This window comes from Microbispora sp. NPDC049633 (assembly GCF_040675265.1).
GTDB lineage: Bacteria > Actinomycetota > Actinomycetes > Streptosporangiales > Streptosporangiaceae > Microbispora > Microbispora maris.
On sequence record NZ_JBFAOO010000082.1, the window covers coordinates 19,214 to 31,708 of the forward strand.

Below are 12,495 nucleotides of genomic sequence, written 5' to 3' on the forward strand. Positions count from 1 at the left end.
GGGCAGGCCTGGGGATGTGCTCACAGATCGACGCGGTGGAGCCGGTTCTCCTTCACCTCGAAGCCGGCGATCGTGGTCGCCGGCGCGCCGGGACGGTCCACGAAGGCGACGGCCCGGTAGTCCGCGCGGAAACCCTCCATGTCCGCCACGCAGGACACGTAGCCGTGGCGGCTGTCGAAGAACGCGATGTGCGGGTTGGCGTCGAGGATCGCGCTCGCGTCGGTGATGCCGGGCATGCTCGTCACCGACGGCCCGACGAACTCGGCCCCGAGGGCGCGCGAGGCCGGATCCGCCCAGTCGGCCCGGATGTCGCAGGCGTACGCGCTGTGCACGTCGCCGCTCAGCACGACCAGCCCGTCGGGGGCGGCGGCGAGCACGCGGGCGCGCGAGTCGGGGTAGCCGTCCCAGGCGTCGGCGCTCACGGGTTCGAGCGGGAACCTCCGCTGGGAGAAGAACACGGCCTGCGCGAGCACCTTCCACCGGGCCGCCGAGCCGCGCAGCCGGTCGGTCAGCCACTTCTCCTGCTCGGCGCCGAGCATGTCGCGCCCCTCGCGGTACTGCCGCGTGTCGGTCAGCAGGAAGTCGGCCACCCGGCCGTACGGGCGCCAGCGGTGGTTCTGCAGGACGGAACCGGACGGGCGCACGCGCAGCGGCTGGTGCTCGTAGTAGGCCTTGAACGCGGCGGCCCTGCGCTTGAGGAAGGCGGCCGGGCTGCCGCCGTCGCCGGGCAGCGCGCCCGCCCAGTTGTCGCGCACCTCGTGGTCGTCGGGGATCGAAACCCACGGCGCGGCGGCGTGGGCGGCCTGCAGGTCCTTGTCCATCTTGTAGCGGGCGTAGCGGTTGCGGTAGGCGCCCAGCGTCGTGCACTCGGCCGCCGACTCGAGCGGGCGCACCCATCGGCCCGGCTTGGGGTTCTTCGGCTTGCCGTACTCGTAGATGTAGTCGCCGAGGTGGAGGACGAGGTCGGGGCGCTCGGCGGCCATGTGACGCAGCGCGGTGAAGTGGCCGTGCTCGTAGCGCTGGCATGAGACGAAGCAGAACCGGACGGGGGCGGTCGAATCGGGGGCGGGCGCGGTCCTGGTGCGGCCGACCGGGCTGACGTGGCCCTCCACGGAGAACCGGTAGAAGTAGTCGGCGGCGGGCCGCAGCCCGGCCACCCGCACGTGCACGCTGTGCGCCCAGTCCGGTTGCGCGGGCGCCGTGCCGGACTGCACGATCTTCGTGAACGCCTCGTCCTCGGCGAGCTCCCACCGTACGGTCAGCGCCCGGCTGGGCATGCCGCCGGGCTGTGTCGGATGCAGCGGTTCGGGGGCCAGACGGGTCCACAGGATCACGCCGTCGGGTAACGGCTCCCCTGACGCCACCCCCAGGGTGAACGGATAGCCCATTTTCGCCATGCGTTCGATCCTGCCCTACGGGCACGGCCGGTGCGGGGAGGTCGGGCGAGGCGAGAATGTGAACAAGCCCTTGGTCGGCGGCCATAATGGGAGCCGTGAACCAGCGTAAGGACTCCGGCGGCACGGCCGCGCCGGTCAGGGCGAAGCGGGGGGCGGCCGGTTCGGCGTCCGAACGGCGCGACCACCTCGTCAAGCTCGCCGCCGAGTTGTTCGCGCGCAAGGGCTTCCAGGCCACCACCGTGCGGGAGATCGCACTGGAGGCCGGCATCCTCTCCGGCAGTCTCTACCACCACTTCGACTCCAAGGAGACGATCGTCGACGAGGTGCTGCGCACCTTCCTCGAGGATCTGATCGCCCGTTACCGCGCGGTCCTGGACACGCGGACCGACCCGCGCTCGGTCCTGGCGGAGATGGTCAGGATCGGCTTCGGCACGCTGGAGGACCACCGGGCGGCCATCACGGTCATGCAGAACGACTGGAACTACCTGCGCTCGCTGCCCGGCGACCGGTTCGACTACCTGGTGCGGGCCGAGGACGAGGTCGAGCGCATGTGGGTGGAGCAGATCAAGAGCGGCCAGGCCGCCGGGCAGTTCCGCCCCGACGTCGACCCCAAGCTGACCTACCGGATGATCCGCGACACGATCTGGGTGACCGTCCGCTGGTTCCGCCCCGACGGCAGGCTCGACACGGACGCGCTGGCCGACCACTTCGGCAAGCTGCTGTTCGACGGCCTGGCGACCGGCGAACGGGCGAGCCGCCCGTCATGACACTCGTCAAGGCCGTACGGCTCGCGCTGACCGAGGCCGCCGACCCGGCGCGCGCCGTCTCGATGCGGTCGTACATGAAGTCGGAGATGCCGTTCCTCGGGGTGACGGCCGTGCCCCGCCGGGCCGCGCTGCGCAAGGTCTTCGCCGAGCACCGGCTGGACAGCGCCCCCGAGTGGCGCAGGGCGGTGCTGGCCCTGTGGCGCGAGGCGGAGTACCGCGAGGAGCGCTACGCCGCCATCGAGCTGTCCGCGCACCGCTTCTACCGGCCCTGGCAGACGCTCTACACCATCCCCATGTACGAGGAGATGATCGTCACAGGGGCGTGGTGGGACCTGGTCGACGACATCGCCGTGCACCGGATCGGCACGCTGCTGCGGCTGTATCCCGAGAGCATGCGCCGCCTGGTGCTGGAGTGGGCGCACGACCCCGACCTGTGGAAGCGGCGCACGGCCATCCTGTGCCAGAACTCCTTCAAGGAGCGGACCGACGCCCATCTGCTCTACGCCTGCATCGAGCCGAGCCTGTCGGACACCGACTTCTTCGCCCGCAAGGCGATCGGGTGGGCGCTGCGGGAGTACGCGAAGACCAATCCGCAGGAGGTGCTCCGCTACGTGAAGCACCAGGGCATCAGCGGGCTGAGCCGCCGCGAGGCGCTGCGGAACCTCCCCGGCGCGTAGGAGTCAGTTCCCGAGGAGCCACCGCGCCGCCCGCCGCAGCAGCGCGCGGCGCACCGGGTTCTCGTACGACCGGGTGTCGTGGCCGAGCGCGTCGTACACGACCCTGCCGCCCGCCACGGTTCTCGCCCACAGCAGGGGCTGGTCCCCCGAGTACGCCAGCGGCTCCACGTCCGGCAGGACGTCGAGGTCGGTGTAGACCTCGTCGGCGACCTCGAAGCCGGTCAGGCCGTCGACGATCGGATGACCGCCCGCGAGCCGGACCTCCGCCGGCCCGATCGGCGGGTGGTACGACTTGCCCCATCTCCAGGCGCCGCCCACGATCTCGGCCCACTCCGGCCAGTCGTCGAAGCAGAGCGAGGCGGTGTGCACGGCGAGCAGCCCGCCGCCCCGCGCGAGGTGGGCGAGCAGCGTGCGCCTGACGGAGTCCGGCGTCTCGAAGCGCCAGCGGTCGCGCTCCTCCGCGAAGTCGTCGCCGTCGATCCTCCAGCGGAACGCGTTCACGGTGATCAGGCCGACCGGTGGGGGCTCGGCCAGTGCCCCCGCGATGTCCTCGGTGATCTCCGACTCGATGCCGATCTCGGCGAGCACGCCCGCGAGAGCGGCCGAGGTGGCCGGGAAGTCGTGGGCCACTCCCCCGGACAGGATGAGGTTGCGCGGCATGACAAGCACCTTATGTTCTGGGCTGGGCTCGGTCGCCCAGGGCGAGCAGGACGTCCCTGAGCAGGTCGGCCAGGGCGCGCGCGGCCGGCTCCGGCACGTCCGCCAGCAGCTCCCGGTGCGCCTCGGTCGTGGCCAGCGACAACTCCTCGGCTTTCGCCACGCCGAGCGGGGTGAGCCGCACCCACGAGCTGCGCCCGTCGGTCGGATCGGGCTCCCGTTCCACCAGCCCGGCGGCGACCAGCCGCTGCAGGATGTTGCTCGTCCCTCCGGTCGTGAGCATCAGGTGGGAGGCGAGCCTGCTCGGCTTGAGCCGGTATGGCCGGCCGGCCCGGCGGAGGGTGGCGAGCACGTCGAACTCCGCGTACGTCAGGCCGTGGCGGCCGAGCACCCCCTGGGTGACCTCCTCGACGCGGGCCTTGAGCCGGCTGATGCGCTTGACGATCTCCAGTTGGACGGTGGCCGCCTCCGGCAGTTCGGCCCGCCACCCTTCGATCATCTCGTCGACCCGGTCCCGCTGTCGCATGAGGTTGAGCCTAGTCCCTCGCCCTGATAGCTTTCTAAAAAGCTTTTGCGAAAGCATTTGAGATAGGAGCCTCATGAGAACGATCATTGTCAACGGCATCGTCGTCGACACCGAGCCGCGCCCGCACGTCGTGCCGGACGCGGCCGTCGTCATCGAGGACGGGGTCATCGTCTCGGTCGGGCCGCGCCCGGACGACGGACAGGAGAACGACCAGATCGTCGACGCGGGCGGCGGCATCGTGCTGCCGGGCTTCGTGGACACCCACCGCCACGTGTGGCAGAGCGTGCTGCGCGGCATCGCGGCCGACGCGACTCTCGGCGCGTACCTCGAGCTGGTCCTCGGCTCCCTCGCCCCGGCGTTCCGCGCGCAGGACGTGTACGCCGCCAACCTCTGGGGCGCGGCCGAGGCCCTCAACGCCGGCGTCACCACCGTCTACGACTGGTCGCACATCCAGCTCACTCCCGATCACACGGACGCCGCCGTCGGGGCGTTACGCGAGTCCGGCGTACGGGCCGTCTTCGGGTACGCGCACCGGGGCACGGGCGACGCCGACCGCGCCGAGCAGGAGGTGCGGCGGGTCCGCTCGGAGCTCCTGCCGTCCGACGACGGTCTCGTCACCCCCGCCTTCGCCGCCTGGGGCCCGGTCTACGGCTCGGTGGAGGCGGCGCGGGCCGACTGGGCGCTCGCGCGCGACCTCGGCCTGCGGGTCAGCCTGCACGCCACCGGCGAGGGCCCGGTCGAGCGGCTGCGCGACGCCGGCCTGCTCGGCCCGGACGTGCTGTTCGTGCACTGCAACGGCATGTCGGACGAGTCGCTGAAGCTGATCGCCGGCAGCGGCGGCACGGCCTCGGTGGCCCCGGCGGTGGAGTCGCTGATGGGACACGGCCACCCCGAGACCGGCAGGCTGCGCTCGTCCGGAATCACCACGGGTCTCGGCGTGGACACGGTCACCGACGTCCCCGGCGACATGTTCTCCGTGATGCGCGCGGCGTTCGCGGCCGGACGCGCCCGCCCCGCCGGGCCCGCTCTCACCGCGGCGGACGTGCTGCGCATGGCCACGATCGAAGGCGCGGCCGCGCTGGGCATGGACCACAGGATCGGCTCGCTGCGCCCCGGCAAGCAGGCCGACATCGTGATCCTGGACGCCCGAGCCCCCGGCCTCGCGCCCGTGCACGACCCGGTGGCCGCGGTCGTCACGGCGGCCGACACCGCCGCCGTGGACACGGTGCTGGTCGGCGGGCGCGTCGTCAAGCGCGGTGGCCGCCTTGTGGGCGTGGACGCCGACCGCGCCCGCGACCTCGCCGTGCACGCGGCCCGGCACGTCACCGCGCACGGCAGGACTACATCCGCAAGGTGACTTTTTTGCTCCGGTGACAACCGCCCTTTCGGGTGAGACCTTGAGTCGAAGCTATCCGAGGGGGCGGCGTCATGAACGCCTGGTCGGTACCCGGCTACCGGGAGGTGCGCGAACTCGGCGCCGGCGGCGCCGGACGGGTCGTGCTGGCGACCTACGTGACCACGGGCGCCTACGTGGCGATCAAGTACCTGCGCGAGGAACTGCGGCGGGATCAGCGCTTCCTCGCCGGGTTCCGGCACGAGGCCCGGATCATGGTCGAGCTGAACGATCCCAACGTCGTGCGCCTGTACGAGTACGTCGAGGCGCCCGACGGCGCGGCGATCGTGATGGAGCTCGTCGACGGGGTCTCGCTGCGCAGGATCCTCGCCGAGCACGGCTCGACTAGCCCGGAGGCGGCGCTGGTCGTGCTGAAGGGCTCGCTCGCGGGCCTGTCGGCGGCGCACGCCGCGGGCATCGTCCACCGTGACTACAAGCCGGAGAACGTGCTGATCCAGGCCGACGGGACCAGCAAACTGTCGGACTTCGGCATCGCGACGCCGAGCGGCTCGCCGGACGCGCCCGCGGGCACCCCGCCCTACATGGCGCCGGAGCAGTGGTACGGCGGGCTCGCCGGCCCCGCCGCCGACGTGTACGCGGCCACCTGCGTGTTCTACGAGTGCCTCACCGGGCACCGGCCCTACCGGGCGAACGACCTGACGGCACTGCGCATGCTGCACCGCAGCGCTCCCATCCCGGCGGCGGACGTGCCGGGCTCGGTGCGGGGCCTGGTCGCGCGCGGCATGGCCAAGAACCCGGCGGACCGGCCGCCCACCGCGCGGGCGTTCATCACCGATCTGGAGACCGCCGCGACCACCGCGTACGGGCCCGACTGGGAGCAGCGCGGCCGCCGCCATCTGGCCGAGCTGGCGACCCTGCTGGCGCTGACGTTCCCCCTGGCCGCCCCGGCCGAGCCGGTCGAGGCGTCCAGCTCGCTCGCCCAGACCGTGCTGTCGGAGCGGCTCACGCGCTTCGCGCCCCGTTTCGCCATCGGCGCCGCCGTGCTGTCGGCCGCCGTGATCGCGGCGGTGGTCGCGGCCAACCGGCAGACCCCGGTGGCGCAGGACACCCTGCTCACCCCGCCGCCGCGGAGCGCTCCGGCGGCGCTGCCCCCGGCCGCGGACTCCATGGAGACGGCCCCGCCGGCCGTGCCTGAGACGGCACCCGACGAGACGGAGCCGGGCGGGACGACACCGGACGAGACGACACCCGGCGGCACCTCGGGGAGCGACGCGGGGCCGGACGAGAACGCCGGGGCGATGCCGCCCGAACTGTCCGAGACGCCGGTGTCGTCCGTGTCCACCGGGCCGGCCGTGCCGCCGAACCCCTCCGTGCCGCCGGGCTCCGCGGGGCCGCCGGGCTCCGCGGGGCCGCCGGGCTCCGCGGGGCCGAGCGTCACCCCCTCGCACCTGGGCGCGACCGCGTCGCCGCCGCCGGCGCGGGTGACGGACCTCGGCATCGCGGCGTTCGACGGCCAGGCGGTCACGGTCGACGTACGGGCGAGCACGACGGCGCGGGTCCTGCTCACCGCGCGCTTCGCGTCCGGGCCGTCGCCGGACGCCCTCACCGCCGCGCCCGCGCAGACGGTCGGGCTGCGGGGCGCGAGGTCCTATCACATCGGGCTGCAGCAGGCGTTCCCCGCCCCCGCCTGCGGAACCACCGTGTATCGGCGGGTCGAGGTGTCCACGGCCCCGGCCGCCCGCGGAGGCACCCGCACACGCACGCGGAGACTCACCGGGGCGCCCTGCCCGGCGCCCACCGTCGAAGGCGTGGCGATCGACCGCTGGGACGGCAGGGCGGCGGCCGTGACGGTACGGACCACGGGCAGAGGCCCGGTCAGGGTCTCCACCGTCTTCACCCGCGACGGTCGCCCGGCGGCGGCCGACACCCGTACGCTCTCGGGCCGCACGTCCTACTCCTTCACGGTGGCCTCCGGCCTCGGCCCCGTGGCATGCGGGAAGAGAGCCGTGTTCGGGGTGCGCGTCACGACCGATCCGGCCTATGCCGGCGGGCCGCGCCAGGCCGAGGCAGGGGTCGCCGGTCCCCGCTGCCCGCGTCCGCAGGAGTCGCCCTCGGGCCAGGGAAACGAGAGCCCCGACCCGCCCAAGACACCCGACCCGCCCAAGACACCCGACCCGCCCAAGACACCGGACCCGCCCAGGAGCCCCGATACGCCGGCGACTCCTGAGCCACCGCGGAGTCCGGTGCCGGAGGACCCCGGGCCGCGGGAGCCGGGGCGGCAGAGTCCCGATCCGCAGGACACCCCGCCTCCGCCGGTCATCGACTGACCCGCCTGTCGCGGGCGGGTGGCGTGAAAAATTCACCGCCGTCCCGGCCGACAGTCTTTCGCATGCTTTTCGAAGCGCCTGTTCACCAGGGTTGCCCTCGTGCTGGGAGAACGGGGGACACCCTCGTGCCGTTGACGCGTCTTTTGTGTGCCGGTTTGACTCCCGACAGCGACGGCACGATGTCCGCGGACATCGGCACCCGTGATTGTTAGCGCTAACGCGAATACTCGGGAGATTCGGGAGAAGCCCGTGCGAAATGACAGCTCTTTTCGCCGGCGGTTGACGTTGTCGGCCGCCACCGTGCTGCTGACGGCCGGCGCCGGGGTGGCCGCGACGCACGCCGCGTCGGCGGCCGCGGCCGGGTGCCAGGTGAGCTACACGGTCACCAGCCAGTGGCAGGGCGGCTTCGGCGCGAGCGTCAGCGTCCGCAACCTCGGTGACCCGATCAACGGGTGGAAGCTGACCTGGTCGTTCCCGGCCGGGCAGACCATCACCCAGCTGTGGAACGGCACCCCCACCCAGTCCGGCTCCCAGGTCACGGTGACCAACGTCTCCTACAACGGCAGCCTCCCCAGCGGGGGCAGCACGGAATTCGGGTTCAACGGCAGCTGGAACGGCTCCAACCCGGTGCCGTCCGGCTTCGCCCTGAACGGCGTGACCTGCACCGGCGGCGTCACCTCTCCCAGCCCCAGTCCCAGCCCTAGTCCCAGCGCCAGTCCCAGCGCCAGCCCCAGTGCCAGCCCCAGTGCCAGTCCCAGCGCCAGCCCCAGTGCCTCGCCGAGTGCCAGTCCCACCCCGCCGAGCAGGCCGGCCATCGAGAACGACTTCCCGGTCACCAGGGAGGGGGCGTACGGCACCAACCGCTACACCGTGTTCCGGCCGTCGAACCCCGCGGCCGTGGGGCGCCCCATGCCCGTGCTGGTCTTCGGCAACGGGGCCTGCGCGCACACCAACGGGAGCGAGGTCGTCCGGGCGCTGACGTTCATCGCCGCCCGCGGGTTCGTCGTGGTGGACACCGCGTCGGTCGACGGCTCGCCGAACGGCGTGCAGAGCGGGTCCCCGATCCCGTCGCTGCTGACCGACGCGATCAGCTGGGCCGAGCGCGAGAACGCCCGCGCCGGCTCGCCGCTCTACCAGCGCCTCGACCTGTCCAGGGTCGCCACGGCCGGGCACTCCTGCGGCGGGCTGGAGGCGCTGATCGCCGGCCAGGACCGGCGGGTCAAGGGCGTCGTCTCGCTGGACAGCGGGCTGTTCGCCGACGGTTCGTTCGGATACTCACGCGCGGAACTGTCCAAGCTGCACACCCCGGTGATGTTCCTGGACGGCGGGCCCTCCGACATCGCCTACGACAACACCAGGGCCAACTACGACCTCACCCAGGTGCCGGCGGTGCTGGCCGAGCATCCGCAGGCCGGTCACGTCGGGTTCATCACCGGCAGCCAGATGACCGACGGCATGACCGCGGTGGTCCAGTTCCTGGACATGACCCTCAACGGCAACGCCACGGCACGCGCGTACATCCTCGGCCCCTCGGGCCTGGCGGCCAGAGCCCCCTGGACCGTCCGGAACAAGAACTTCTGATCCGGACACCGGTGCCGTACCGATGAGCGCGTCAGGGACGAGCGTGCCGGCCCACGCCGACGAGTTCGGGCTCCGCCGGCCCGGCCGGCTCGCCGTCCTCCTCGTGGCCCTCGATGGACAGGTTCGGCAGGATCCGGTCGAGCCACCGCGGGATCCACCAGTTGAGCCTGCCGAGCAGCACCATCGTGGCCGGCACGAGGAAGCCCCGGATAAGGGTCGCGTCGACGGTGATGGCCACGGCCAGCCCGACGCCGAACACCTTGACCAACGGGTCGGGGTAGGCGATGAAGGCGGTGAACACCGCCACCATGATCAGCGCGGCCGAGGTGATGACGCGGCCGGTCGAGCCCAGTCCCTCGGCCACCGCGCTCCGGTTGTCCCCGCTGCGGGCGTAGGCCTGCCGTACGGAGGTGAGCAGGAAGACCTCGTAGTCCATCGACAGGCCGAACAGCACGGCGAACAGCATGAGCGGCACGTACGTGTCGATGGGCACCGAGAAGAACAGCGTGGCGAGGTAGGACCCCTCGGCCGAGGGCGGCGGGTCCATGCCGACCAGACGGCTGCCCAGGCCGTGGGAGAACACCACGGCCAGGGCGCCGAAGGCGGCGCCGAGCGAGACGAGGTTCATCACCGCCGCCTTGACCGCGACCAGGGGCGCGCGGAAGGCCAGCAGCAGGAGCATGGCGCTGAGCAGCACGACGATGCCGACGACCAGCGGAGTCCGGCCCATGATGCGGTCGCCCATGTCCGCCAGCCCGGCCACCTCCCCGCCGACGTGGACGTGCGCCCCCGGCACCTCGATGGCACGCACCCGCTTCACGACGTCAAGGGCGCGCCGGTCGCTCGGCCCGTAGTCGGGAACGGCCTGGATGAGCACGGACCGGCCGTCCTCGTTGACCTGCGGCGGCGCGACGAACGCTACGCCCTCGGTGTGCTCCACCCGCTGGCGCAGCACCTGCACCACCGGGTCGGGCGGTGTCGAGTCGGCGATCTTGCGGTCGAGTTCGGCCACGACGACGAGCCCGCCGTTGGCGCCCGGGCCGAAGCCCGCCTCGACCAGCTCGTACGCGCGGCGGGCGGGGGTGCCCTTGTCGCCGTACCCGTCGTCGAGCGGGCCGAGTTTGATCGTGACGGCCGGGGCGGCGAGCGCCGCGAGCACGACCACGGTGACGGCGAGCACCCGCCAGGGGCGGCGCGCCACCCAGGTGCCCAGCCTGGCCCAGCCGGTCGCCGGGCCGTCGTGGCGGGCGGCGCGCCCGGAGAAGGGCAGCCGCAGCGCGTTGACCCGGTGGCCGAGGATGCCGAGCAGCGCGGGCACCAGCGTGATCGAGGTGAGCACGGCGCAGACGACCGAGACGCCGGTGATCCAGCCGAGCGTGCGCAGCAGCGGGACGCCGGCGAACATCAGCGCGCTCAGCGCGATCACGACCGTGCCGCCGGCGAACAGCACGGCCCCGCCGGAGGAGGCCGCGGTGCGCCGCACCGCCTCCGGTACCGGCACGCCGCCGGCCAGCAGCGACCGGTGCCGCGACAGCAGGAACAACGCGTAGTCGATGCCGACGCCGAGGCCGATCATCGTGGCCAGGATCGACGCCGTCGAAGGGACGTCCACGACATGTCCGAGCAGCGCGATGACGCCGAGCCCCACGCCGATGCTGATCAGCGCCGTGAAGATCGGCACGAGCGCGGCGACCAGCGTCCCGAAGGCGAACAGCAGCACCAGCAGCGCGACGACCACGCCCGCGACCTCGCTGGCGCCGGTCTTGATCTCCTTGTCGGCGGGGGTGGAGCTGTCGGACGGGACGACCTCGATGCCCGCCCGCGCGGCCGGCGCGGCGGCGGCGACGAGCTGCTCGGAGGTCTGCGCGATCTTGGTGGTGTCCTGCCCCTCCAACCGTATGGTGATCATGCCGATCCGCAGGTTGGACGACATGCCGCCGATCCGGTACGGCGTCTCCACCTGGGCGACGTGCGGCGCGCGCCGCAGGGCGTCCATCGACTGCTCGACGGCCTGTTTGCGGGACTTGTCGATCAGCGTGCCGTCCGCCGTGTGGAGAACGAGCTGCACCGTCCCGCCCGCGTCGAATCCCGGGCCGAAGCCCTCGCGCATGAGTTCGTGCGCCCGCTGCGCGTCCGTGCCGGGGATCGCGACGTCGTTGTTCACCGGCCGGCCCCATACCAGCGTGCCCGCGGTCAGCAGCCCCGCCGCCAGCACCCACAGCGTCAGCACGAGCCAGCCGTGGCGCGCGCACCATCCGCCGAGCCGCCCCAGAAGCCCGCTCATCGTCGTCCGTCCCGGCTAGCATGTCCTGACGGCCGTCCTGTACGGCCGTACAGAACGAGGGTAAACGGAACGCATCGGCGGGCGAGGGGCACGCCGGAAAATGAGACGATGACCACACTCGACCAGGGGAACGCGACCCGGTCCCGGATCCTGGCCGCGGCCCGCGACCTGTTCGCCGAGCGCGGGTACGCCGCCGTGTCGCTCGCCGACATCGCGGCGGCGGTCGGCCTGACCAAGACGGCGGTCGCCTACCACTTCCATCCCAAGGACCGGCTGGCTGCCGAGATCATCGCCCCGGCGGCCGACGACCTGCTCGCGCTGCTCGGCGCCCGGTTCCCCGGGCACCGGGAGTTCCTGCGGGCGTTCGCGGCGTTCGCCGTACGGCACCGCGCTGTGATCCGATTGCTCACCGAGGACATCGGCGCCGCCGACAGCGCCCCTCCCGGATCGCCCGGCGAGGCGATCAGGGAGTTCGGCCGGGAGTTGTTCGCCCGCCTGGCCGGGCCGGACCCCTCCCCCGGCACGCGCGTACGCGCCTGGGCCGCCCTCGGCGCGGTGCAGTCCGGGGTGGTGAAGACCATGGACGTGCCCGAAGAGGTGGTCGAGGAGAGGCTGACCGCCGCCGCCGTCGCCGTGTTCGAATCTTGATGCATCGATCCCCTTGCGATCACTTGCGGAGCACGTCACATTTCGTGTGAACGTTCAACCTTTCCGCCGCGTCCTAGGAGACACCAGCGGGACGGATGCGAAGGGAGTGACGGCCAGTCGTGGACGTATCGGCCGCCGGGGAAGGCCGCGCGGGCACACTCGGTCAGGTGGTGTCGGCCCTGTCGAAGACGCCGCGGACCGTCCTCGTCCTCGGCGAGCCCGGCATCGGGAAGACGCACCTGCTGAACGCGGTCGCGGCGCGGCTCAAGGGCTACCA

Annotated in this window: 10 protein-coding genes; 6 read left to right on the forward strand and 4 right to left on the reverse strand. The window is 72.5% G+C overall.

What is annotated here, in order from left to right:
- Window positions 1-20: 20 nt before the first annotated feature.
- Complete coding sequence (locus AB0J39_RS21530) at window positions 21-1,397, reverse strand: alkaline phosphatase D family protein (RefSeq protein ID WP_363467398.1); 1,377 nt, start codon at window positions 1,395-1,397, stop codon at window positions 21-23.
- A gap of 95 nt (window positions 1,398-1,492) precedes the next feature.
- On the opposite strand from AB0J39_RS21530, the gene AB0J39_RS21535 reads away from it, so the two are divergent.
- Together AB0J39_RS21535 and AB0J39_RS21540 are read left to right on the forward strand one after the other, a co-directional pair.
- Entirely contained in the window at window positions 1,493-2,164 is a 672-nt protein-coding gene (locus tag AB0J39_RS21535; protein ID WP_363467400.1) for a TetR/AcrR family transcriptional regulator, read from the forward strand.
- Window positions 2,161-2,841 carry a DNA alkylation repair protein gene (locus AB0J39_RS21540; protein ID WP_363467403.1) on the forward strand — a complete coding sequence of 227 codons (681 nt, stop codon included), beginning with the start codon at window positions 2,161-2,163 and terminating at the stop codon, window positions 2,839-2,841. The genes AB0J39_RS21535 and AB0J39_RS21540 overlap by 4 nt, the downstream gene beginning before the upstream one ends.
- A gap of 3 nt (window positions 2,842-2,844) precedes the next feature.
- Here AB0J39_RS21540 and AB0J39_RS21545 read toward each other — a convergent pair whose 3' ends face one another.
- Both AB0J39_RS21545 and AB0J39_RS21550 read right to left on the reverse strand, forming a co-directional pair.
- Window positions 2,845-3,501, reverse strand: coding sequence for a ThuA domain-containing protein (locus AB0J39_RS21545; RefSeq protein WP_363467406.1), 657 nt, complete (start codon window positions 3,499-3,501; stop codon window positions 2,845-2,847).
- A 10-nt stretch (window positions 3,502-3,511) separates the two neighbouring features.
- A complete protein-coding gene (locus AB0J39_RS21550) occupies window positions 3,512-4,024 on the reverse strand; it encodes a MarR family transcriptional regulator (protein ID WP_363467409.1) in 513 nt (170 codons plus the stop codon).
- Between the two features lie 73 nt (window positions 4,025-4,097).
- Here AB0J39_RS21550 and AB0J39_RS21555 point away from each other — a divergent pair, with 73 nt between their 5' ends.
- From AB0J39_RS21555 to AB0J39_RS21565, 3 genes are all read left to right on the forward strand, one after another.
- Window positions 4,098-5,381, forward strand: a complete 1,284-nt coding sequence (locus AB0J39_RS21555) for an amidohydrolase family protein (protein ID WP_363467411.1) — start codon at window positions 4,098-4,100, stop codon at window positions 5,379-5,381.
- A 71-nt stretch (window positions 5,382-5,452) separates the two neighbouring features.
- Window positions 5,453-7,705: a serine/threonine-protein kinase gene (locus tag AB0J39_RS21560; protein WP_363467413.1), complete on the forward strand. Its 2,253-nt coding sequence runs from the start codon at window positions 5,453-5,455 to the stop codon at window positions 7,703-7,705.
- Window positions 7,706-7,954: 249 nt separating this feature from the next.
- Complete coding sequence (locus AB0J39_RS21565; protein ID WP_363467416.1) at window positions 7,955-9,286, forward strand: cellulose binding domain-containing protein; 1,332 nt, start codon at window positions 7,955-7,957, stop codon at window positions 9,284-9,286.
- A gap of 31 nt (window positions 9,287-9,317) precedes the next feature.
- Here AB0J39_RS21565 and AB0J39_RS21570 read toward each other — a convergent pair whose 3' ends face one another.
- Window positions 9,318-11,570, reverse strand: coding sequence for an MMPL family transporter (locus AB0J39_RS21570; protein WP_363467419.1), 2,253 nt, complete (start codon window positions 11,568-11,570; stop codon window positions 9,318-9,320).
- A 108-nt stretch (window positions 11,571-11,678) separates the two neighbouring features.
- Between AB0J39_RS21570 and AB0J39_RS21575 the strand changes: the two genes are divergently transcribed.
- The gene (locus AB0J39_RS21575; protein ID WP_363467422.1) at window positions 11,679-12,218 is read left to right on the forward strand and encodes a TetR family transcriptional regulator; all 540 of its coding nucleotides are present in this window, start codon (window positions 11,679-11,681) and stop codon (window positions 12,216-12,218) included.
- The last annotated feature ends 277 nt before the right edge of the window (window positions 12,219-12,495 follow it).

Bases quoted from the DNA above. Each gene is read 5' to 3' on its own strand.
- AB0J39_RS21555 (WP_363467411.1), top strand. From the start codon at position 4,098: ATGAGAACGATCATTGTCAACGGCATCGTCGTCGACACCGAGCCGCGC.
- AB0J39_RS21570 (WP_363467419.1), bottom strand. From the start codon at position 11,570: ATGAGCGGGCTTCTGGGGCGGCTCGGCGGATGGTGCGCGCGCCACGGC.
- AB0J39_RS21530 (WP_363467398.1), bottom strand. From the start codon at position 1,397: ATGGCGAAAATGGGCTATCCGTTCACCCTGGGGGTGGCGTCAGGGGAG.
- AB0J39_RS21545 (WP_363467406.1), bottom strand. From the start codon at position 3,501: ATGCCGCGCAACCTCATCCTGTCCGGGGGAGTGGCCCACGACTTCCCG.
- AB0J39_RS21550 (WP_363467409.1), bottom strand. From the start codon at position 4,024: ATGCGACAGCGGGACCGGGTCGACGAGATGATCGAAGGGTGGCGGGCC.
- AB0J39_RS21540 (WP_363467403.1), top strand. From the start codon at position 2,161: ATGACACTCGTCAAGGCCGTACGGCTCGCGCTGACCGAGGCCGCCGAC.
- AB0J39_RS21575 (WP_363467422.1), top strand. From the start codon at position 11,679: ATGACCACACTCGACCAGGGGAACGCGACCCGGTCCCGGATCCTGGCC.
- AB0J39_RS21560 (WP_363467413.1), top strand. From the start codon at position 5,453: ATGAACGCCTGGTCGGTACCCGGCTACCGGGAGGTGCGCGAACTCGGC.